Source organism: Phocaeicola intestinalis, assembly GCF_014837065.1.
GTDB lineage: Bacteria > Bacteroidota > Bacteroidia > Bacteroidales > Bacteroidaceae > Phocaeicola > Phocaeicola intestinalis.
Genome location: NZ_JACSPP010000025.1, coordinates 26,858 through 47,944, shown reverse-complemented (window position 1 = coordinate 47,944; position 21,087 = coordinate 26,858). Strand labels below are relative to the sequence as shown.

Here is a 21,087-nt window from a genome sequence, read left to right as displayed (position 1 = left end):
ATGGCAAAATCCTGAGCAACTTTTTGTTGCTCAGGTACTTAAAAAGTTATATTTGTAATAGTGTTGCGGAATTAAGGATATAGATCCCATAAAATGATCAAGGAAGGTCTTTGCCACATCAGATGCTCTGCTGCCGTTATTGTAATGATAATAAACCAACTTGACATGCTTTGCAAAGAAAGCCCATAAGTACTTTCTCCTGTAAGCCTTACCTTCCGGTGTTTCAACTCCAACGAGTTCGGTAGTCTCATCAACCATAAGGTATTTTGCCTGTTGTACAAACTTCTTGAAGACATCTTCCATAAACTCCCTAAGCCTGGAGATTCCGTTGTGGATATAGCTGTTCAGCGTGGTATTGCTTATATGGATGCCTTCTCTTGCAAGCAGTCTTATCTGTCTGTTCTCAGGCATGCTGAAGTCATATTTCAGACAAAGCAGACGGGCAAGCAGTTCAGGAGAGAAGATTCCTCCAAGGTTTTTCAAGGGATGCTCCATCGTGTTAGTGAAAGTGCCGTCTGCAAGCTTTACCCTTGCCACCTTGTACACATGTTCCACGTTATGGGCACGCACATGTTCTATAAACCTGTATTCCCACACATCAGCCATTCCGTTGCGGTTCATAAGCCTTGCACCATCCGGGAGTTGGTAATAGTCTTCTATTTCATGTACCACTACCTTGTCCACCTTCAGCCTGGTCTTTTCCGCACGTGGTGCGGTTTCCTTTCTTCTTGAAGGCTTGCTGTTCTGTGCTGTTGCGTTATCGGAAGAGGTATTGCCACCAGCTTCGTTACCATTGGCCTTATTATCATCATCACCTTTCTTGTCAGAACCGTCATATTCGGACTTCTCCATTGCAGACTTGTCAATGTTACGGTTGTTCAGCAGCCTTCTTTGCTCAGATGTACGGCCGAAACGGTGTTTCCTGCTGTCTTCAAGCTGAAGTCTGAGATTGGATATCTCGTTTGCAAGCATCATGTTCACCTCGTCTTTTGCTTCAAGCTGCTTCCTCATAAGTTCCATTTCTTTCCTGTAATGTTCAACCGTGGTTGATTGCTTTTCGAGGGATTCTTTGAGGTCATTGATTGTATCAATCAGAGTTTTTGAGTTCTCCTTGTTGGATTTTTCAATAGACTCAAGCCTCGCAATCAGTTCTTTATTCTGTTTGCGAAGCCCTGCTTTTTCCTCATTCGCCAGACCCAGCTGGCAGCAAAGTAACTCGTATGCTCTTTCATCAATCATGATATAAAGGTACGAAAAATCAGGCAGTTACGCAAACTTTTTATCGATTATTTTTGTATTATTCCATTGTAAATCAACGCCTTATTATTCATTCTTTAGGAGTTACATACATTCTGTCGACTACGATACTTTCCGTCAGGTAAGCCATGTCAGACCACTGTATCCGGTAGCATTTTGACACCTCGTCAAACACAGGTTTCTTGAACTTTCCCATGACAGGACGTTTCTCGTAAAGCACATAAAAACCGCGTTCGTAATGAAGTATCTTGACGACCTTCCGGTTACGGGACATGAACATATATACATTGGACGCATCACTAGGGTCAAGTGACATCTCTTGCCTTATACTTTCACACAAACGGAAGATGCCTTTCCGTAAATCCACATTACCGTTGAACAGGTAATAGTTCAGGTTAGCACTCAGTCCAAGCATATCATCCTATCATTTTATTAAGCAACAGACTCAGATCAAGAACGCTGGTGTTTCTCAGAAACAGTGTCGCTCCAGACGCCAGTTGTAACTTAACCCATTTTATTGGTGGTTCGCCTTCAGGCTGTTTCACCTCCATCTTTACAGTCGGACTGTTGCAAGGCTTGCCGGTTATCTGGACTTTAGCAACCTTGGGCTGATCAACCAGAACTGTCTTGCCTAACTTCTCGCTCCAAAGCTGATGACGTTGCCAGTTCATGAACTTGTCGTAGTTTACTCCATAATCCGCACAGAACTCGCGAAGATCCTTGGTCTCGCTGCATAACTGGTAGAGGTCATATACCTCCTGATAGTTTACTTTTTCTTTCGCCATAATCATTGTTGTTATTTGGTTATGGCGCAAAGGTAGGTTTGTGAATAATGTGCGTCAAGGCGGAAAATAGAATGCTTACGATGGAGCATACACACCTGAAGATAAAATCCTACAAAGCCCATTTACCCCGGTAAATGAGAAAATGGGCTTTCATCACTTTTGTAACCTGTCTAACAGGAGCGTTCGTACCACCTCATAGCCTTCCTGCGGATTGAACTCTTCATCCGGCCGAAGCAACTGCATGGTATCACCCAAGAACTCATCATCCTGCATTTTGTCTTCCATATTGATAATAAATTCTTTGTAAGTAGGAATGTGGTCAACCACAAATTCCATATACTTCTGATAGCAAGCCAGCACGTTGTCTATGTTGATGTCTGATGTGGTCAAGGCCTTGTACAAATCATACAAATCACGTCCTTTTCTCCGTTGGTACAAGGCACGCAGTTTTGTACCTACCAGTTCATCCAACTGGTAAGTCAGGACATCGCATTTTCCGTTATACCATTTGTTGACCACTGAAAATGGCATACGTTGCATAGGCAGTACACTGAAATGTTCCTTGCAGTTGATTTCCACTTTCAGATGAATCGGGACCACTGGTATGGATTCTGATTCCAGCCTGAAAATCAAAGTGTTGTTGTGCTTTTTCTGCTTCACTTTCGGCTCCCCGAGAAAAGCGAGTGTATCTCTTATATGGTCATAGGTCTCTTTGATCGGTTCTGCATTAATCTGTACCAAGTCAATATCTTCACTGTACCTGGGTTGGGGCGAGAGAAACAACTTGTGTAATGCGGTCCCTCCGCGAAAAGCCAGATGGGAAGCAAGATATTCATCCTTGTATATCTCAGTCAAGGCTCTGCATATCAGCAGATCCTGTTCGACCTGTTCGGACTCTGTCCATGGAACATGTTCGCTCCATTCTCTGATTGCAAATTCCGGTATCATTCGTCTATTTCTATTTCCTGGTTAATGATTACTTTCCATTTCTTGTCAACCTCACAACCCTCTGTCGGTTTGTTTATCTTAAACGGTATCTTTCTAAATCTCAGTCCTGCAACCTCCATTTTGGAATATAAGGTTTCCGCCAAATCCGCTCTTTCCAATACATGTTCCAGAATATAACCCAGACGTTGAAAGACCGGTATGGCCGATGTCTTGAAAAAGGAATCATCGAGGCTGTCCAGATTCATTGTCTCAGCCAATTCATTCAACACGGTGCAGACGCGATTCAGACCACCTACACTTTTTTCGTTTTCCACCAGGTCAACAGCTGTCAGTTCAGGACAAGAAACATTGATGTAACCTGTCTGCGTCTTGTGCTTCCTTACAAATTCCATACTTATTTCCTTCTTGGAAAAGAACAATATGGATGTTCCGCTCTTTGAAGTATTCCTCATGCTCGGTTGTTCCACCATGAGGGAAAATGTCTGTACTCTTTGATGTGACGCGCCATAAAATGAAGCCGCATTCAAAAGAGCAACATAATATCTTTTCCCAAGATAGGACATCAGCTGATCCATATAGAAAACAGGCGGAATTACGCCTTTTAACGAATATTCCACAGGCATAATGACATAAAAATTACGCCAGGGAGAAACAATCTTCGCTTTGGCGGCCAAACGGTACAATGCGGTTTTGATATATACCTTACCCGCTGAAGGGAATTGCTTTTCTATATCCTCTTTAGTGAAGGTGTAATATCCCCTTACTTCCCGGCTTTCAATCCAATCTGACAAAGTTTCTATATGCTTCTTCATAACTTAGTTGCAATGACATTGCAAAAGTAGTCATTTTTTGACTACTTACGCAGATTTATTGCATTTTTTGTGTTGAAAGGGAATTTTTCTCCATATTTCTATAAAATGGCATCATAAGCCACGCTTCACTTGATAAGTCCCTTCAGAGAAGTTAACTCGGAGGGCGAATACCTCCACGTTCAAGCCTCCGGTTTTCGGGACACAAAATTCCCTGCGGTAATTTTCCGCCCAAAAAAACGCTCCGGTATTGCCGTCCGAGTTAGGGAAAGGACCGGGACTTAGCAAGCGAAGCGACCTACGACGCATAGATACAGGTCAAAATAAAAAAGAATCCGACGGGAGAACCATGCTCCCGTATGCCATCCCAATGGATTACGCCATCCGGTTATTCCCGTAAACAGAATTCCGCTTCCTGTCACAAAAGGACACATCAAGGGGGACAAAAGCAGCTCGCTCCCAACTCTGCATAATTACAGTTTTTCCTTTTCTTCCGTGCGGCTGCGTGTACCGCCATACCCTTGTCTGTCCGGCCTGTTCCACCCTTTCCTTTGCCGTCTTTCGTTTTTTCTCCTTTTCCTGCCATTTTACCCCGTTTTTTCACTCCGTTTTCTCCGGCCTGCGGTGTAATGTGATGACACATGGTGTAATATATATCCTAACACATTGCAAATCAATTATTTATCAATTTTTCTCCTATATATTTGCGGTGACAACATGAGTTATCAACACTAAAAATCAAAAATTATGGCAAAGAAAAATGCAAGGGAAGAACCCCCGAAACCGCAGGTCTCCGAAAACGAGCAGATGAGTGACATCGTGTTCATCCTCGACAAGATGGAACTGATTCTGGAAGCGGTGTCGCAAATCGGACAGGACGGAAAATTCAACACGGTAGCCGCCGACAGGCAGAACCGGAACTCCTTCCTGAAGATTGACCGCTATGCAGACGCCTTCGAGAACTTCATTAAGAACTTCTGGAGCCAGCTGAAAGACCCGACACGTTTCGGAATCCTCTCCGTCAAGGAAGACAGGCTGGACGACCCTGCCGTACAGCAGGCCATCGAGGACATCGCCGCAGGAAAAAAGACAAAAGCCGTGGAGGAATTTCTCAAGCAGTACGAGATTGTTCCGCGCAACAAGGAAAACCAAAGTATCAACCAAAAAAATCAAGAAGAAATGGCAAAGAAAAATGAAACCCAGCAGCAGGCTGCCGCAGCTGACAGCCAGCCGCAGACCCAGTCCCCACAGTACCGTTACAACGAGTCCATGATCAACTGGGAACAGCTCAAGAATTTTGGAATCTCCCGTGAATACCTCCAGGAACGCGGACTGCTCGAACAGATGCTCAAGGGATACAAGACCAACCAGGTAGTACCCATCAGCATGAACTTCGGCTCGGCCGTACTGAGAACGGACGCACGTCTGTCATTCCAGCAGTCCATGGCAGGCGAAGTGGTGCTCGGCATCCACGGTATCCGGCAGAAACCCGACCTTGACCGACCGTATTTCGGACATATCTTCTCCGACGAGGACAAGAAGAACCTGCTCGAAACGGGCAACATGGGACGTGTCGTGGAACTGAAAGGACGCAACGGGGAATATATCCCTTCCTTCATCAGCATCGACAAGCTGACCAACGAGGTGGTCGCCATGAAAGCGGAGAATGCCTTCATCCCGAGGGAAATCAAGGGCGTGGAACTGACAGAGCAGGAGCAGAATGACCTGCGTGAAGGCAAGAAGGTCTATGTCGAGGGCATGATCGCCAAGTCCGGCAACGAGTTCAACGCCTTCATTCAGGTAAATGCCGAACGCAGGGGTGTCGAGTTCATTTTCGAGAACGACAAGCTCTTCAACCGCCAGACACTCGGGGGCGTGGAACTGACACAGAAACAGATTGAAGACCTGAACGCCGGGAAAGCCATCTTCGTGGAGGGCATGCAGCGCAAGGACGGCGAGGTGTTCTCCTCCTACGTGAAGCTGGACGAGGCGACAGGCCGTCCGTCATACACCCGCTACAACCCGGACTCCCCGGAGGGCGCACGTGAAATCTATATCCCCAACGAAATCAACGGGGTGAAGATTACGGCGGAGGAACAGCAGCAGCTCCGTGACGGCAAGGTGATTTTCCTCAACGACATGGTGAATCGCAAGGGAGAGGAATTCTCCTCCTTCATCAAGGCCGATTTGGAAACGGGACGCCTGAGCTACTCCCGTACGCCGGACGGTTTCGAGCAGCGCGAGGATTTCAAGATTCCAACCAAGGTATGGGACGTGGAACTGACCAGACAGCAGCGTGCGGACCTGCAGAGCGGAAAGGCCGTGCTGGTGGAAGGCATAAAGGGATATGACGGGAAGACCATCTCGCAGTACGTCAAGGCGAACTTCAACCAGGGGCGTCTGGACTTCTACAACGAGAATCCTGACCGCAAGCGTGACGCCTCGCAGCGAAACGTGGTGGCCAACAGCCAGCGACAGGAACAGGGAAACCGCAAGTCAAAAGGTGCGAGCATTGCCTGATGGCAGGTTACTGAAAAATGAATGTTGAATCAAAAAAAGAAAGAAATATGAAAAAGGAAAACGGAAACGACATGCCTTTCAAGGCTGATGAAGTGAACTGGGACGAACTCTCCGGTATCGGTATCATGAAGGACGAGCTGGAACTCTCCGGCGAAATGGACACCCTCCTCAGGGGAGAGAAAACGAAAGTGATGTCCCTGAGCCTCGTGCTCCTCGGCGTGGACGTGGTGATGGACGCCACCCTGCAGCTGGTCCGCAAGGGCGAGGCACCGCTGCTGGAAATCCAGGGAGTGACACCGCTGGGCAGATAGCCTGAGAGCAATTATCAAGTAAACCGATGTCTTACCGCCGTTTCCTGTCTTCCGCACGGAAAACGGGAAACGGCTTAATTTTTATCCTAACAATATGATAGCAATCATCGCAGAAAAGCCGAGTGTAGGCATGGACATAGCCCGTGTAGTCGGGGCTGATACAAGAAATGACGGCTACTGTTCCGGCAACGGATATATGGTAACATGGGCACTGGGACACCTCGTGTCGCTGGCCATGCCGGACACTTACGGTTACACGAAAACAGCGGCGGAGGACCTGCCGATGCTGCCGGACCCGTTCCGCCTGGTCTCCCGACAGGTGCGCACGGACAGTGGAATGGTCACGGACATCGCCGCCTCGAAACAGCTGAAAGTCATAGAAAGCGTGTTCAACCGCTGTGACAGCATCATCGTGGCTACCGATGCCGGTCGCGAAGGGGAACTTATCTTCCGCTGGATATATGCCCTCCTGGACTGCAAGAAACCGTTCCGCCGCCTGTGGATCTCCTCGCTGACCGACGAGGCCATACGGAAAGGTCTGGAGGAACTGAAGGACGGCTCGGAATACGACAGCCTGTACGCCGCAGCGGACAGCCGCGCCAAGGCGGACTGGCTGGTGGGCATGAACGCCAGCCGGGCCCTGGCCATCGTCTCCGGCTCGTCCAACAACTCAATCGGCCGTGTGCAGACGCCGACGCTCGCCATGATATGCAGCCGCTACAAGGAGAACCGCAGTTTCGTATCCACACCATACTGGCAGCTGCATGTCACCCTCAATGGAGGCACGTCACACCGCCGCTTCTTCCATCCCGCGACCTTTGACGACAGGCAGAAGGCGGAAGCCGCCTACCGCAGTCTCTCTCCCGATTCTTCGGCGACGGTCACGAAGGTGGAGCGCAGGAAAACCCTGCAACAGCCGCCGTTGCTCTACGACCTGACGGCACTCCAGAAGGACTGCAACGTGCACCTCGACCTGCCCGCGGCAAAGACGCTGGACATCGCCCAGTCGCTCTACGAGAAGAAGCTCATTTCCTACCCGAGAACGGGAAGCCGCTACATCCCGCACGACGTGATGGCCTGTGTGCCCGGTCTGCTGGAAAGGATTATGGCCATGCCCGGATTCGCCACAAGTGCCGGAATCCTTGACTTTGCGCGTCTCAACACCCGCAGCGTGGACGACAGGAAAGTGACGGACCACCATGCCCTCATCACGACCGGCATCGCACCCGAAGGGCTTTCCGAGGCGGAGGAGGCCGTCTATACGCTGATAGCCGGACGTATGCTGGAGGCGTTCTCGCCCTACTGCGAGAAGGAAATGCTGCTCATGGAGTGCCGTCTGGAGGGGATGGACTTCCGCTCGAAGGGTTCTACCGTGGTCAGCCCGGGATGGCGCGGCATCTTTGGCCGGAAAGAGGACCGGGAGGATGACGAGCCGGAAACCGACGAGGGTACGGCCGTATTTGCCGAAGGGGACACGGTTCCGGTTTCAGGATTCGGACTGGCCCAGAAGAAGACCGTGCCCAGACCGCTCTATACCGAAGCCACGCTGCTGGCGGCCATGGAGACCTGCGGCAGGGAGATAGCCGACGAACAGGCACGCGAGGCCGTGAAGGAGCTGGGCATCGGCACGCCCGCCACAAGAGCCGCCATCATCACCACACTGTTCAAACGTGACTATATCGCCCGCTCCGGCAAGAGCATCGTCCCCACGGAAAAGGGACTCCATATCTACGATGCGGTGAAGGACATGCTCGTGGCGGATGTTTCCCTGACAGGAAGCTGGGAGAAAACCCTGCTCCAGATAGAGCGGCACACGCTCGGACCGGACACGTTCATGGCATCCATCACGGACTACACCCGCAAGGCTACCCGTGAAATCCTGAACCTCAGCCTTCCGGCAGCAGCCGCCCGCACATTCACCTGTCCCAAATGCAAGACCGGACACATCATCGTCAGGGAGAAGAGTGCCCGCTGTGACAATAAAGGGTGCGGACTGACCGTGTACCGCAGATTCCTGAACAAGGAACTGACGGACCAGCATCTGGAACAGCTTTTCTCTTCCGGTTCCACACGGCTCATCAAGGGATTCAAGGGAAAGAAGGGTGTGGCCTTCGACGCTTCGGTCACCTTTGACGCCGGGTTCACCCTGACACTCTCGTTCCCCAAAAACGGGAACGGCAGGAAAAGGAAATGATGAAGCCATCCCGATTCGCGGGGCAAAGGTCGCAGCCCGCCCGTTTCCACCGGCAAGGTCGGGCCTGACGGTTTCTGGGAAAAATCATCCTCGCCCGAGGCTCCGGTATTTTTCCCGAAAACCTTGCCTGTGGAGGCGGACTGCAAGAAAGCCCCTGAAACCGGGAATGGCATTCCCGCCAAACAAATGAAGATTATGAAAGCAAAAGAACGTATCAGAAAGATAGCGGACAGCAGATGGGCAAGGACACTCGCGCTGGCCGTAACAGCAGCCATCATATTCAGCTGGCTCTATTCCCACGGCATATCGCCTGTATGGACCGCCGTGGCCATCATCTGTTTCAGGGGACTCTTCAGGTTCCTCTACCGTGTAGCCTGTTTTCTCGTGGCACTGGCCATCATTCTGTGCATACTGAGTTTTCTGGTCTTCTGAAATCTGACGATATGGAACATGCACGGAATTTATCATTGCAGCATAAGGGAGCTGTCCGGGAGCGGGCGGCTCTTTTTGTATCCGTCACAACCGGAAATGACACGGGAAGAAAAGGAAATGGACTAAAACACAGACATTGGCAAACCGAGAACTACAGGGCAAAGTTGGCAAACGCTTCTTGTCGGACGGCAAGGTCAGGCCGCAAGCGGTTTCGGAAAAAATCATCCTCGCTGCGCTCCGGTATTTTTCCCGAAAACCCTGCCTTTCCGGAAGCATTTGCCGTTGGGCCCTTGTAGTTCAACGGGCTGCCAAAGCCCTGGTATTCACAGTTAAAAATTAAAGAATATGCAACAAGCGATCATCACAAGACAGTCACCAGCCCCGATAGGGATGCCCGTGACAAGAAGACCGAAAGTACACGTCCCGCAACCGGCAATCAAGCTGCCACCGAGAGGGACCACCGGTCCGGTTCACATCTCAAAGCTGCTGAACCCCGTTCTGGAAATATGCAGGCATCCTGACAGGGACAGGCTGCTGGCAGAATTTTTCAGCGAATATTGAAATTTATCGTCTAATCATTTAATATCTGAAACTATGTTTTTTACAGCAATCCACCAGATGATGACGGAAAGCGTGGACCTCACGATCGTCATCCGCAAGACAAACGGACAACTGACCGTTTCCACATTGCCCAAATCGAACGGACTCAAGGACGAGGCCCAGAACCACATCGTGCCGCTGACAGTTACGGGAACGCCGCAGGAACTTGACACCGGATTCCTGCAGGCAGTCACAAGACCGATACAGAAAGCCTGCGGGCTGATCTCCAACATGGCACAGTTCGAGGCTCAGGCGGACAAAGCCGCCGCAAGCAGCAAGGCCGCCAAGGATGCCAAATCCAAGGAAACGAAGGAGGAGCGCGAGAAACGGGAAAAGTACGAGAAACTGATGAAGAAGGCGGAAGAACTGACTGCCGCCAGAAACCACCGGGAAGCCGTCAGCGTGTTTACACAGGCGAAAGCACACGCGAATGCCGCCCAGCTGAAGGAAATCGAGGAGAAGATAAAGGCGGCCGACACGGAAATGAACCGGGGAAGCCTCTTCGACCTGATGGAACAGGAAGCACAGCCGGGACCTTCTGTACAGCAGCAACAGCCGGCATACACACAGGCAACGGAACAGAGAAATCCGCAACCGCAACGTCCGCAACAGCCGGCACCGCAGCAGACATACACGCGGAGACCGTCACAACCGATGCCGGGACAGGCTCAGCCCGCACCGCAGAGACCACAACAGGCATACACGCAGCATCCGCAACAGCCAGGAATATGGCCGTCGCAACAACAGCCGCAGGCAAGACCGCAGATACAGCCGCACGCGCAATATGTCCAGCGGACAGGAGGACAGCAGTCTTCCCAACCTCAATATCCGCCGCAGCCTGAAATTCAGGACTGGCAGGAAGAACGGTTCATGCAGGAGGACGAACAGCAACCGTACCTCTCCGATCAGGAACACCCCGCATACAGTGAGAAGGACTACGAGGAATACATCGATTTCCCGCAGTCCATGCTGGAACCCAAGTATTCACCTTATCAGACAGTTTAAGACATGGCACTCGAAATCAAAGGAATGACACGCTCATTCAAATTCAAGAAAGGAACGGAGTATATAACCCTTCAGGACCCGGATCCGAACATCTCGCCGGACATGGTCATGAGCTACTATTCGAACATGTACCCGGAACTGACGACGGCTACCGTTCACGGACCGGTCATCAGGGAGGACATGACAGAATATGAGTTCAAGACTACTATCGGAACAAAAGGATAAAGGATATGGCAAAGGACAACAGAAAAAAGAAGAAATCATGTGTACCATTGGACGGATATCAGGCGGAACAGCTCGCGAGACTTATCATTGCGGAAACAGAAAGGAAGGTGCATTACGGCACGGAAAGAAAGAAACGGATTGCGGCACCCAGCGGTGCCGTAATTCTTTTCTGAACGCTACGTTCTTGCCGATATCCCCATCGGAACTGTTCACGGACGGTACTGACGGGAAGCCGCACAATCTTATCACGCAGGAAAACTATGAGTACCTGCGTGATTCCTTTTTCAGATATGCACTCCTCATGAAGAAGGAGGCGGTACATACACCGGGACGAACGCCCGGCGAAAGCATTGCCAGACTGCACGAAGAGATGTGTAACCTTGTAGGCAATGACATGAATGTCAACATTGAGCAGGACGAAGAAAGACTCCTGTTCCGTCTCTGGAAATGTCATGAATGGGGAGAACTCACGTTGTATTACTTCCCGACGAAGTTCATGGAAAGGCTCGGACCGGAACTGAGACGCATATCCGTCACCTTCATCCACAACCTGATGCAGGCGAACGGGATAAACACCATACTGGACGAGGATGACATGGACTATGCCCTGACACTGATGTCTGAGGATGATTCGGGTGAAACGGCATCTGACCGGAAAAAGAGGCGGCGGCTCCTGCACTCCTATGAGGAAGGCAGGATACATGCCCTGTTACGCCGGGTGGAACGCAAATCCTATTACAAGAATCTGCCGAAGGCAATCGACCGATATAAGCCGAAGGACGGGTACGAACAGTCACTGCTCTCTGTCATGAAGGAGGGGCTGGAGTTCCTTACACCTGAACACGGCATCATGGAATACGGCTACGATCCCTTCTACGAGGAAGAACCGGACTTTTTGCCCATGTATCTCAGCAAGCAGATCCGGGTCATCTATAACTGCACCGACATGATAACGGAATATCTCACCGACTATTACAACTCCTACAGCCAGGAGACATACGACATCATTCCGGTCACTACCTGTGACTTGTCTCCGGAAACGGAGGAACTGTTCCGCATGGACGACTATCCGGAACGTTTCTTCAAATGGGCGGAAAAATTCATCAACATCACAGTATAAACCAATCTGAAAGCATATGATAGACAGCAACGAACTGACCAGAAAAATCAAGACGCCGCTCAACCCCAGGGCGGCACTGATTGCCTATGCCTCGGAGAATGACAGGAACTTTTTCCTTGAAATCCGTGAAATTGACGACCGGGGAAACATGACGGAAGGAAGACCGGTAACCCTGGAATTCATGAACACGCTCGTGAAGGGATATTCGGAAAGACACAGCACCACTCCATATGGAAAGATACCCGACAACCTGTTGTATTGCGACCCGCGCAAGGGCAGCGAGAGATACGTGTGGTACAACCCTCCGCACAAGAGGATGATGTTCTTCAGCCCCGCGCTCAAAATAGAAAACGCGGAATATTACCTGCCGGGAGTGATCTATGAGGCCGGAGAACACGGAATGAGAATCTATGCCTACAAGGAAAATGTTCCCGGACCGGATACCGTGCTGTACGCCGCGCCCTTCTTCAACGTGACAGGTTCCAGCGTATGTCTGGGAAACGCCAGGATAGAGCTGCCGAAGGACCTGACCTATGAGAAGCTGCTGCAGTACTGGGAAAGGAAATTCTGGCTGACGGAATTCACCCACCTGGGAGGGAACGGGAACCCGACAAGGTCAAACCTCGTGCTGGTGACAAAGGCGGCACGGGACAGGGACTTCAACCTCGACGAACTGAAGCAACTGAACAACATGAAACTTAAAGACATACTGAAATGAAAAGAGTACATTACATCGACAACTATCTCATAAACCCGCAGCATCCGGTAACGGTAAACCTTATCGGAGCGGGAGGAACAGGCTCGCAGGTACTTACCTGCCTGGCCAGACTTGACACGGCACTGAGGGGACTCGGACACCCCGGGCTGTTTATAACCGTGTATGATTCCGACATCGTGACGGAGGCCAACATCGGGCGACAGCTCTTCAGCCCCTCGGACATCGGCCTGAACAAGGCACAGTGTCTTGTCACACGCATGAACAACTTCTTCGGCAACGACTGGAAGGCGGTACCGGACATCTATCCGGCAGCCCTGAAGGACGCTAGACGGGATAATCTGGCCAACATAACGATCACCTGCACGGACAACATAAAGTCACGTATCGACCTGTGGAACATACTGAAAGCCGTGCCGGTATCGGAATACAGAAGCCACGAGACGCCCCTGTACTGGATGGACTTTGGGAATACACAGGACACGGGACAGGTCGTCCTCGGAACCGTACCGAAAAAAATCAGGCAGCCGGAATCCAAGCTGTACGAAACGGTGGAGTCACTGAAAGTGATTACCCGCTACGTGAAATACGCGAAAGTAAAGGAGAAAGACTCGGGACCGAGCTGCTCACTGGCAGAGGCCCTGGAAAAGCAGGACCTGTTCATCAACTCCACATTGGCACAGCTCGGCTGCAACATCCTGTGGAAAATGTTCCGCAACGGCATGATCGAGCATTACGGGCTGTACCTGAACCTTTCTACCTTGAAAATGAATCCGATACCTGTCTGAACGCGGCTTTATGACCTATAACATGTTAAAACTTGTTTGAAATCAAGACAAACATATATTAACTTCATTGCAGTTAGGAACAAATGTATATATTTGTATTTTGGAATATTATACAATAGGACAACGTATTGTCTTGCCGGAACTTCCATAATTCAGGCAAACGAAAACAGGGCCATCCACATTTCCACACGGGACTATAACAGGGGGCCTTATTTTTTCCTGCATCGGAAAATACGGAGAAACAGAAATATGGACTGACTGTAAAAAAAAGAATATGGACAAGATATTGGATACCCGAACCAGAGAATTTTCTGCCGACAGCTGCCGGCAGAAGGGAGAATCATGCGGGCAAACCGTCGCCCGCCAAGGTTATAAAAGGCCGGAGTGCATTCTGTGTACGACTGGATAGCGCATCGGGGTGACATCCAAATTACTCACGTCCCGGAAGACTGCGCCCCACAACCTTTCGGGATTTTTTTATCATAAGGCGTATGAGGAAGCTAAGTGGAATTTCATTGCAGACAAAAATCATAGCTGGTTATCTGATATTGCTGGCAGTCATCGGAAGCATGATTGCCATACTGCTTCATGAGCGCAAAAAAATGCATGACATAGCAAACGGAACCGCAGAAATACGTGAGATCCGGAATGAAGTCAACGCCATACGCCGCCACATTGTCGGAATCGCATTGCTGGGGGAATCCGCCATCGGATGGGACAGCGAGGACTTCTCAGCATACCAGAACAGGCGCCTGCACATAGACAGCCTGCTGGAACGGATGAAAGACAACGGCCTGGATCTGGTAAGCCACGAACAGATAGACACATTGCGACGACTGTTGGAAGAGAAGGAAAGCCGCCTGTATCATCTTACAACGGTTTTTCAGGAGCAGAGGACATCAGACAGCCTGCTCTACAACCATCTCCCCGAGGTCATCGACAAGAGTACCCGTACACGCACGGTCACCCGCCGGAAAAACGGCATAGCAGGTTTCTTTGGCAAGAAGGAAACCGTACAGGTGCCGGCTTCCACGACAGAACTGCGGCAGCTCAACCGCCAGTTGATAACCATGCAGGAAGAGCATGACAGACATATCGGACTCTATATTGACAGTCTGCGTTTGCAAAACCTGAAACTGAACAAAAGACTGAACTCCTTCATCACCGCCCTTGACGAACAGGTCCAGGCCGCTTTCCAAAACCGGGAAACAAGGATTGCGGAGGCAAAGGCACTTTCATTCAAGCTGTTTGCGGCCACCATCATCGTTGCCATTGTCCTGCTGATCATATCCCATCTTGTCATACAGAGGGACATACGGCGCAAGGAACATGACCGCAGCAGACTGGTGGATACGCTCAAACAGAACCGGGAACTGTCCGAAATGAGAAAGCGTATCATCGTAACGCTTTCCCATGACATAAGGGGACCATTGAACGCCATCTGCGGCAGTGCGGAACTGGCCATTGACACCAGGGAAAGAAAACGCCGCAACACTTACCTTGACAACATCATCAAGTCCTCACGCCATATCACAAGGCTTGCCAACAGCCTGCTTGACCTCTCCAGACTGGACGAAGCGAAGGAATCACTGAACAGGATACCTTTCAACCTGAAAGCCTTCGTCGACGACATTAACGAGGAATACACCTGTGCGGCCAATGACAAGGGGCTGGTCTTCAAAACGGAAGCAGAAGGCACCGACATAGTGGTATACGGAGATGCGGACCGTATCCGTCAGGTGGCGGACAACCTGCTGACTAACGCTATCAAGTTCACCCGCAACGGAACAGTCTGTTTCCGGGTAAGCCACAAGGACGTGGTAATGACCATGGAGGTGGAGGACTCGGGCATCGGCATGGACAAGGAAACGATAGAACGCATATTCAGACCGTTTGAACGGGCGGCGCCAGACATTTCGCCGGAAGGCTTCGGGCTCGGCCTTCCGATAACCAAGGGACTTGTGAACCTGCTCGGCGGCAGTATTTCCGTATCGAGCCATGTCGGGGAAGGCAGTCTGTTCCACACGGAAATCCCCCTCGCCATTTCCACTGAACCGGTAAAGAACCACGTCATGCCGACCGTGAAAAGGCTCAGCCTTCCAAAGCGTATCATCCTTGTGGACGACGATCCGATACAACTGCGCATCGTCATGGAGATGCTGGAGCGCAACGGTGTATCATGCCGTACCTGCATCGGGGCGAAGGACGTGGTGGGCGAACTGCGGAAAGAACCCTACGACTTACTGCTGACAGACATCCAGATGCACGGGACCAGCGGTTTTGACTTGCTATATCTCCTGCGTCATTCCAATATCGGAAATTCACGCACCATTCCGGTTGCCGCCATGACTGCCCGCAACGACGTGGACGAAAGCCGCTATACTGAAGCCGGCTTTTCCGGCTGCATACAGAAACCGTTCTCCATGAACGAGCTGCAGGCTTTCCTTTCCTCCATAATGGAAAGGTCGGGCCAGCGGCAGGAACAGAAGGCGGATTTCAATGCCTTAGCCGCAGAGACGGGGGATATGGAATGGATGCTCAATGCTTTCATTGAGGAATCGATCGACAACAGGACGGAACTGAAAAAAGCCCTTGAAAGCATGAAAACGGACACGGAGCGGATGAAAAACACCCTGCACCGCATGTATCCCACCTGGGAACAGCTGGGAGTGGCCTGTGAACTGGAAACATACAGCAGAATCCTACATGACGATACTTCCGATGATCTGACCATCAGTACATATACAGAGACGGTCATCGGAAGAATAGACCGGCTGGTAGGCGATGCGAAGAACCTGCTTTCGGAAATCAGAAAACTTGACTTAAAGAACTATACGGATGAAACACAGAATACTCATAGTTGAAGACAATATCCTGCTGGCCGGACAACAAAAGAAATGGTTTGAGAAATCCGGCTATGAAGCAGTGACGACGATAGACGAACCCGGTGCAAGGCGGCTTCTGAAAAAGGAGCCTTTCGATCTTGTCCTTTCCGATGTCCGTCTTCCGCAGGGGGACGGCATATCGCTGCTCGAATGGATGCAGAGAGAACGGATAGACGTTCCCTTCATCATCATGACCGGATATGCCTCCGTGTCGGATGCCGTCCGTGCCATCAAGATGGGGGCAAAAGACTATCTGGCCAAGCCTGTTCAGATGGATGAACTGCAAAGTCTGATAAAGAACATCCTGCATCCTCGCTCAGTCATATACGGAAAGGACAAGGGCATCCTTCCCAGGAACAGCCGACAGATGAAAGAAGTGGAAAATCTAGCTCGTACGGTCGCTCCATTTGACATTTCCGTACTGATTCTTGGTCCGAACGGTGCCGGCAAGGAATCCGTAGCGCAACGTATCCATTATTCCAGCGAGCGCAGGGAAAAGCCGTTCCTGGCAGTAAACTGCGGGGTCATTCCCAAAGAGCTTGCGCCCTCGCTCTTTTTCGGGCATGTGAAGGGGACGTTTACGGGGGCGGACACAAACCGTGAAGGCTTCTTTGAAACGGCCCGTGGCGGGACCCTGTTCCTTGACGAAGTAGGAACATTGTCCATGGAGGTACAAAGCATGCTCCTGCGTACCTTGCAGGAAGGCAGCTATATCCCTATAGGCAGCAACCGGGAGAAACACTCCGACGTAAGGATAGTGGCGGCAACCAACGAGGACCTTCAGCTGGCCATCAGGGAGAGACGCTTCCGGGAAGACCTCTACCACCGTCTGGGGGAATTTGAAATCGTCCTGCCGGCCCTGCATGAATGCCCGGAGGACATACTTCCGCTTGCCGAACATTTCAGGGAAAAGTTTTCCAGGGAACTCAAACGGCAGACCGACGGATTCAGCCGTGAGGCAGAGCAACAGCTGCTCTCATACGGCTGGCCGGGAAATGTACGGGAATTGCAGAACAAGATCAAACGAGCCGTCCTGCTGTCCAAACAGCCGATAATCGAAACGGCTTGTTTGAACATAAGAATCGAGGATGAGAAAGAGAAAATCTTCCTTTTTCCGGAAAATGAGACACAGGAAAAACAGTCCATCATCAGGGCCTTGAAAATATGCACGGGCAACCGGAAACGGACGGCGGAGATGCTGCACATTGATCCTTCTACGTTGTACAGAAAAATGAAGAAATACGGACTGAACGACAAATAAAGGCAATATAGACCGGAGATGTTTTCCAGTCTGGAATAAAATGCCTACATTTGCATAAGTCTGGCAAAATATGGAATACATACTGCCAGCAGGAACATAAGAAAATACCGACAGGGCTGACAGCCTCGCCGGATATTATACATAAGTCGCAAGACGTCTCGGATGGGAATCTGACAAATTCAAAAATACAGAGGCTTTTGCGTGCAGCTTATGCTATGCCTAATAGCGTGAGCTCATGCAAATTTCTGTATTGGGCTTTGTCAGAGCCTCCATCCGAAATAGCGTGAGCCTCACGCTTTTCATTTGGAGTATCAAGGTATGGCAAAGTTACAGGTTCTGATAGCAATGACATTGAACGGTTTCGTCCCCGCACGGAACGATTCCCTGCTGCAATGGATACAAAACAGCGATGACGGTTTCCCTTACTGGCGGGGCCGGTCCACCCGCATGTTGTATCCGGGCTATCCGCTAGTCGACCTCATCTGTGACAAGGAACAGTCTGCACCCTCTGACATATATCTGGCTGAAATCTATGACGACAGCGGCGCAGAACTGCTGCGGGGACTGTCCCTGTACCGCCTGATAGATGAGATGGTCATTTTTCTTCTTCCGGTAATCAGTTCCGAAACGGTTCCCGTATCAAAACATATCTCCACGGACAAATGGGAACTGGTCAGGACAAAAACATTCAGAAACGGGATCTGCCGCCTTACTTATCGCAAAACATTGCAATAAAAGATTGCACGCTCTTGCATTTGCAATACTTCCATCAGTCTCGTTTTTATGGGGCTGATTTTTTATTTCTCTATTATTCAGCGACTTGCCATGTTTTTATGTGGCAATATGCTCCATTGGTCCATGTTTTGGCCTATATCATAATGAAACCTGTTGCGCAACACGGTGTAAAAAATGGAATTATTACACTAAAAACAGAATTCATTATGATACAGATAGACAGGGAGACATTCCAGATGATGCTCCACCAGATAATGGAACGGTTTGACAGGATAGATGACAGACTGAACCGCATGAACAGGCAGACGGCCGCCCTTGAGGGTGACAAGCTGCTCGACAACCAGGATATGTGCGAACTCCTTGGCGTTACGAAACGCACCCTTGCACGCTACCGCCAGAAGAAGCTCGTCACATACTACATGATTGACGGGCGTACCTACTACAAGGCTTCGGAAGTCCAGGACTTCCTGAACAGGAAGGGGAAGGTGCTGCCGGCGAGAATAAAAAAAGAACTCGGTCTTCAACCCTAATAAAATGACGGTATGGAAATTATATGTATGGAAAAACAGACCTTTGACGAATTGGTTGTCCGTCTCAGCATGATCGAGAAAAAAGTCACCGGTATATGTAGTCAGACCAAAGACGCGGCACTGAAAAAATGGATGGACAATCAGGAGGTATGCGGGATTCTCCGAATATCCAAGAGAACACTTCAGGTATATCGCGAGAAAGGACTGTTGCCTTTCACCCGGATCAAGAACAAGTTCTTCTATAAGCCGGAAGATGTACAAAGCCTGTTGGAATCAAGTTATCACCCACAAAAAAGAAAGCCATGAGTTACGATCTTATAAACAGAAAAGACCCGAGAATTGATACTATTTTCAAAGGGCTGGAAAACATGGAGCGCATGATAGACGCAATACGGACGGCTCCAAGGCCCGCATTCCACGGTGATTATTTCCTCACGGACGAGGAACTTTCAAAACTGTTGAAAGTAAGCCGGCGTACCTTGCAGGAATACCGGACCCTCGGTATGATACCTTACTATCTTGTACAGGGAAAAGCCCTTTACAAAGAGTCAGACATACAAAAAGTTCTTGACGACGCATATAAAAGATGCAGGGAAGAACAGCGATGGGTATGAAGCAAAAGTAAAAGAAACGGCCTCTTTACAAGGTCGTTTCTTTGTTGTCGGACAATTGGTATCCGAATTTCCTTCTCCGTTTCTTGACAATAACCTCTTCTTCGTACAAACCAAAAGTTCGGTCCATTCCGGCTGCTTTCAGCCGTTTCATGTCCTCGTCCACTTTCCTGTCAGTCACTTTGGCATAAAGCTGCGTGGTCTCAATACGCATGTGCCCCATCATTTTGCCGACTGTCTCGATTGGAACACCCAATGAAAGGGTTATATGGGTTCCGAAATTGTGTCGTGCCTTATGAAATGTAAGTTCAAATCCGTAAACTTCACCCAACTGGTGGGCGAGCATAATGAAATACGTACGACTATACAGATTGAAGACCTTGTCATCCTTTCTCTGTTCCCGATATTTCTCTATTATCTTCAACGGAATATCCAGCAATCGGACAGAAGACAGTGTTCCTGTTTTCTGGCGGTGGATATGAATCCACCATGAACCGTCTTCAGATTGGGTAATATCATTTACCCTCAGTTTTTTCAAATCCGTATAGGCAAGTCCGGTAAAAGTGGAGAAGATGAACATATCCCTTACAAACTGAAGCTGTGGCTTCTCGACAGGTGTTGTAAGCAGCGTCTTCAGATCTTCCAGCTTCAGATGACGACTTTTCCGTTTGGGCAGTTCAGGATGAAGGCGACAATACGGATCACGGCGGATTGTTCCCTGGCTGACAGCCCGCATGGTCATCTTCTTCAGCCTGTAAAGATGTTCATGCACGCTCTTCGGGCTTAAATTCCTGTCCGTCCTGAGAAAAAGTTCAAAGTCATCGTAGAACACACGGTCAAGACTACGTAGCAGTACATCCTCTACGCCGCGTTTTTCCTGCACGAAAGCCGAAAGGTGCTTATATGAACGTAAGTAGGAATCATAACTCTCCTTTATACGATCCACACCGATACGTTTCTTAAACTCCTCGTTATGCTCTCTGAAAAGAGCCAGCAGAGTTAGCGGTTTCTGACCGACTCCCATCACGGCATTCTTTACCTGCTCTGCCGTAATAAATCCCAGACTGTTCTTAATCCGCCTGTAATGCTCCTTGATTTCTTTGGTCAGATCATCAATAGCCCGATTGACGGTAATGGCATTCTCACTGCGGCCGTCAGCCCGTCCTTTTTCAGGATTCCAGATGGCCGGATTGACGGATACTTTCGTTCCTATCTGTTCCCATTTGGCATCTATGCTTATCTTGCACAGCAACTGGCACGTTCCATCCTTACGGACTTTGGTGCGGTTTATATAAAACAGTATCGCAAATGTACTGCGACGTTTGATTTCCATATTGTCAGTATTTCTTTTCATAA

General features: G+C 49.9%; 22 protein-coding genes and 1 pseudogene. 16 read left to right on the top strand and 7 right to left on the bottom strand.

Features of this window, described 5'->3' with window-relative positions; all coding sequences use genetic code 11:
- Positions 1-75: 75 nt before the first annotated feature.
- The 6 genes and pseudogenes from H9625_RS09440 to H9625_RS09415 all read right to left on the bottom strand — a co-directional run.
- Positions 76-1,239: pseudogene (locus H9625_RS09440) on the bottom strand (IS66 family transposase); the annotation flags it as partial.
- Positions 1,240-1,327: 88 nt separating this feature from the next.
- Positions 1,328-1,672 carry an IS66 family insertion sequence element accessory protein TnpB gene (gene tnpB / locus H9625_RS09435; RefSeq protein WP_072530987.1) on the bottom strand — a complete coding sequence of 115 codons (345 nt, stop codon included), beginning with the start codon at positions 1,670-1,672 and terminating at the stop codon, positions 1,328-1,330.
- A 1-nt stretch (position 1,673) separates the two neighbouring features.
- Entirely contained in the window at positions 1,674-2,042 is a 369-nt protein-coding gene (locus H9625_RS09430; protein ID WP_191764048.1) for a hypothetical protein, read from the bottom strand.
- A 153-nt stretch (positions 2,043-2,195) separates the two neighbouring features.
- Positions 2,196-2,990: a nucleotidyl transferase AbiEii/AbiGii toxin family protein gene (locus H9625_RS09425; protein ID WP_148330877.1), complete on the bottom strand. Its 795-nt coding sequence runs from the start codon at positions 2,988-2,990 to the stop codon at positions 2,196-2,198.
- Entirely contained in the window at positions 2,987-3,802 is an 816-nt protein-coding gene (locus tag H9625_RS09420) for a type IV toxin-antitoxin system AbiEi family antitoxin domain-containing protein (protein WP_148330878.1), read from the bottom strand. Before H9625_RS09420 ends, H9625_RS09425 begins: the two co-directional genes overlap by 4 nt.
- Before the next feature lie 430 nt (positions 3,803-4,232).
- Positions 4,233-4,385: a hypothetical protein gene (locus H9625_RS09415; RefSeq protein ID WP_191764046.1), complete on the bottom strand. Its 153-nt coding sequence runs from the start codon at positions 4,383-4,385 to the stop codon at positions 4,233-4,235.
- A gap of 161 nt (positions 4,386-4,546) precedes the next feature.
- Here H9625_RS09415 and H9625_RS09410 point away from each other — a divergent pair, with 161 nt between their 5' ends.
- The 16 genes from H9625_RS09410 (at position 4,547) to H9625_RS09335 (ending at position 19,734) form a co-directional block, all read left to right on the top strand.
- Positions 4,547-6,319, top strand: coding sequence for a DUF3945 domain-containing protein (locus H9625_RS09410; RefSeq protein WP_148330879.1), 1,773 nt, complete (start codon positions 4,547-4,549; stop codon positions 6,317-6,319).
- A 47-nt stretch (positions 6,320-6,366) separates the two neighbouring features.
- Positions 6,367-6,630: a DUF4099 domain-containing protein gene (locus tag H9625_RS09405; protein ID WP_057252920.1), complete on the top strand. Its 264-nt coding sequence runs from the start codon at positions 6,367-6,369 to the stop codon at positions 6,628-6,630.
- Between the two features lie 94 nt (positions 6,631-6,724).
- On the top strand, positions 6,725-8,824 hold the full coding sequence (locus tag H9625_RS09400) for a type IA DNA topoisomerase (protein ID WP_191764044.1): 2,100 nt from the start codon (positions 6,725-6,727) through the stop codon (positions 8,822-8,824).
- 195 nt (positions 8,825-9,019) lie between these two features.
- Positions 9,020-9,256, top strand: a complete 237-nt coding sequence (locus tag H9625_RS09395; RefSeq protein ID WP_118308790.1) for a hypothetical protein — start codon at positions 9,020-9,022, stop codon at positions 9,254-9,256.
- 345 nt (positions 9,257-9,601) lie between these two features.
- Positions 9,602-9,817 (top strand): hypothetical protein, encoded by a 216-nt coding sequence (locus H9625_RS09390; protein WP_122119906.1) that lies wholly within the window; start codon positions 9,602-9,604, stop codon positions 9,815-9,817.
- 33 nt (positions 9,818-9,850) lie between these two features.
- Entirely contained in the window at positions 9,851-10,861 is a 1,011-nt protein-coding gene (locus H9625_RS09385) for a PRTRC system protein E (RefSeq protein ID WP_191764042.1), read from the top strand.
- Positions 10,862-10,864: 3 nt separating this feature from the next.
- On the top strand, positions 10,865-11,086 hold the full coding sequence (locus tag H9625_RS09380; RefSeq protein ID WP_055300447.1) for a PRTRC system protein C: 222 nt from the start codon (positions 10,865-10,867) through the stop codon (positions 11,084-11,086).
- Between the two features lie 37 nt (positions 11,087-11,123).
- A complete protein-coding gene (locus tag H9625_RS09375; RefSeq protein ID WP_122119907.1) occupies positions 11,124-12,206 on the top strand; it encodes a hypothetical protein in 1,083 nt (360 codons plus the stop codon).
- 16 nt (positions 12,207-12,222) lie between these two features.
- Complete coding sequence (locus H9625_RS09370) at positions 12,223-12,924, top strand: prokaryotic E2 ligase family D protein (protein ID WP_072544877.1); 702 nt, start codon at positions 12,223-12,225, stop codon at positions 12,922-12,924.
- Positions 12,921-13,709, top strand: a complete 789-nt coding sequence (locus H9625_RS09365; RefSeq protein WP_057281983.1) for a PRTRC system ThiF family protein — start codon at positions 12,921-12,923, stop codon at positions 13,707-13,709. Before H9625_RS09370 ends, H9625_RS09365 begins: the two co-directional genes overlap by 4 nt.
- A gap of 491 nt (positions 13,710-14,200) precedes the next feature.
- Positions 14,201-16,573, top strand: a complete 2,373-nt coding sequence (locus H9625_RS09360) for an ATP-binding response regulator (protein ID WP_070101145.1) — start codon at positions 14,201-14,203, stop codon at positions 16,571-16,573.
- Positions 16,548-17,855 carry a sigma-54-dependent transcriptional regulator gene (locus H9625_RS09355; RefSeq protein ID WP_032944527.1) on the top strand — a complete coding sequence of 436 codons (1,308 nt, stop codon included), beginning with the start codon at positions 16,548-16,550 and terminating at the stop codon, positions 17,853-17,855. Before H9625_RS09360 ends, H9625_RS09355 begins: the two co-directional genes overlap by 26 nt.
- 318 nt (positions 17,856-18,173) lie before the next feature.
- A complete protein-coding gene (locus H9625_RS09350; protein WP_032949291.1) occupies positions 18,174-18,590 on the top strand; it encodes a hypothetical protein in 417 nt (138 codons plus the stop codon).
- A 206-nt stretch (positions 18,591-18,796) separates the two neighbouring features.
- A complete protein-coding gene (locus H9625_RS09345; RefSeq protein WP_032944609.1) occupies positions 18,797-19,120 on the top strand; it encodes a helix-turn-helix domain-containing protein in 324 nt (107 codons plus the stop codon).
- Between the two features lie 12 nt (positions 19,121-19,132).
- On the top strand, positions 19,133-19,426 hold the full coding sequence (locus H9625_RS09340; RefSeq protein ID WP_055301264.1) for a helix-turn-helix domain-containing protein: 294 nt from the start codon (positions 19,133-19,135) through the stop codon (positions 19,424-19,426).
- Positions 19,423-19,734: a helix-turn-helix domain-containing protein gene (locus H9625_RS09335; RefSeq protein ID WP_055301262.1), complete on the top strand. Its 312-nt coding sequence runs from the start codon at positions 19,423-19,425 to the stop codon at positions 19,732-19,734. Before H9625_RS09340 ends, H9625_RS09335 begins: the two co-directional genes overlap by 4 nt.
- A 25-nt stretch (positions 19,735-19,759) precedes the next feature.
- Here the strand turns inward: H9625_RS09335 and H9625_RS09330 are convergent, their stop codons facing one another.
- On the bottom strand, positions 19,760-21,085 hold the full coding sequence (locus H9625_RS09330; RefSeq protein WP_151940016.1) for a site-specific integrase: 1,326 nt from the start codon (positions 21,083-21,085) through the stop codon (positions 19,760-19,762).
- Positions 21,086-21,087: the final 2 nt, after the last annotated feature.

Coding starts and splice junctions, on each gene's coding strand:
- H9625_RS09370 (WP_072544877.1), top strand. CDS start 12,223: ATGATAGACAGCAACGAACTGACCAGAAAAATCAAGACGCCGCTCAAC.
- H9625_RS09415 (WP_191764046.1), bottom strand. CDS start 4,385: ATGGCAGGAAAAGGAGAAAAAACGAAAGACGGCAAAGGAAAGGGTGGA.
- H9625_RS09430 (WP_191764048.1), bottom strand. CDS start 2,042: ATGGCGAAAGAAAAAGTAAACTATCAGGAGGTATATGACCTCTACCAG.
- H9625_RS09335 (WP_055301262.1), top strand. CDS start 19,423: ATGAGTTACGATCTTATAAACAGAAAAGACCCGAGAATTGATACTATT.
- H9625_RS09365 (WP_057281983.1), top strand. CDS start 12,921: ATGAAAAGAGTACATTACATCGACAACTATCTCATAAACCCGCAGCAT.
- H9625_RS09410 (WP_148330879.1), top strand. CDS start 4,547: ATGGCAAAGAAAAATGCAAGGGAAGAACCCCCGAAACCGCAGGTCTCC.
- H9625_RS09330 (WP_151940016.1), bottom strand. CDS start 21,085: ATGAAAAGAAATACTGACAATATGGAAATCAAACGTCGCAGTACATTT.
- H9625_RS09345 (WP_032944609.1), top strand. CDS start 18,797: ATGATACAGATAGACAGGGAGACATTCCAGATGATGCTCCACCAGATA.
- H9625_RS09385 (WP_191764042.1), top strand. CDS start 9,851: ATGTTTTTTACAGCAATCCACCAGATGATGACGGAAAGCGTGGACCTC.
- H9625_RS09400 (WP_191764044.1), top strand. CDS start 6,725: ATGATAGCAATCATCGCAGAAAAGCCGAGTGTAGGCATGGACATAGCC.
- H9625_RS09395 (WP_118308790.1), top strand. CDS start 9,020: ATGAAAGCAAAAGAACGTATCAGAAAGATAGCGGACAGCAGATGGGCA.
- H9625_RS09405 (WP_057252920.1), top strand. CDS start 6,367: ATGAAAAAGGAAAACGGAAACGACATGCCTTTCAAGGCTGATGAAGTG.
- H9625_RS09420 (WP_148330878.1), bottom strand. CDS start 3,802: ATGAAGAAGCATATAGAAACTTTGTCAGATTGGATTGAAAGCCGGGAA.
- tnpB (WP_072530987.1), bottom strand. CDS start 1,672: ATGCTTGGACTGAGTGCTAACCTGAACTATTACCTGTTCAACGGTAAT.
- H9625_RS09380 (WP_055300447.1), top strand. CDS start 10,865: ATGGCACTCGAAATCAAAGGAATGACACGCTCATTCAAATTCAAGAAA.
- H9625_RS09355 (WP_032944527.1), top strand. CDS start 16,548: ATGAAACACAGAATACTCATAGTTGAAGACAATATCCTGCTGGCCGGA.
- H9625_RS09360 (WP_070101145.1), top strand. CDS start 14,201: ATGAGGAAGCTAAGTGGAATTTCATTGCAGACAAAAATCATAGCTGGT.
- H9625_RS09340 (WP_055301264.1), top strand. CDS start 19,133: ATGGAAATTATATGTATGGAAAAACAGACCTTTGACGAATTGGTTGTC.
- H9625_RS09375 (WP_122119907.1), top strand. CDS start 11,124: ATGTGTACCATTGGACGGATATCAGGCGGAACAGCTCGCGAGACTTAT.
- H9625_RS09350 (WP_032949291.1), top strand. CDS start 18,174: ATGGCAAAGTTACAGGTTCTGATAGCAATGACATTGAACGGTTTCGTC.
- H9625_RS09390 (WP_122119906.1), top strand. CDS start 9,602: ATGCAACAAGCGATCATCACAAGACAGTCACCAGCCCCGATAGGGATG.
- H9625_RS09425 (WP_148330877.1), bottom strand. CDS start 2,990: ATGATACCGGAATTTGCAATCAGAGAATGGAGCGAACATGTTCCATGG.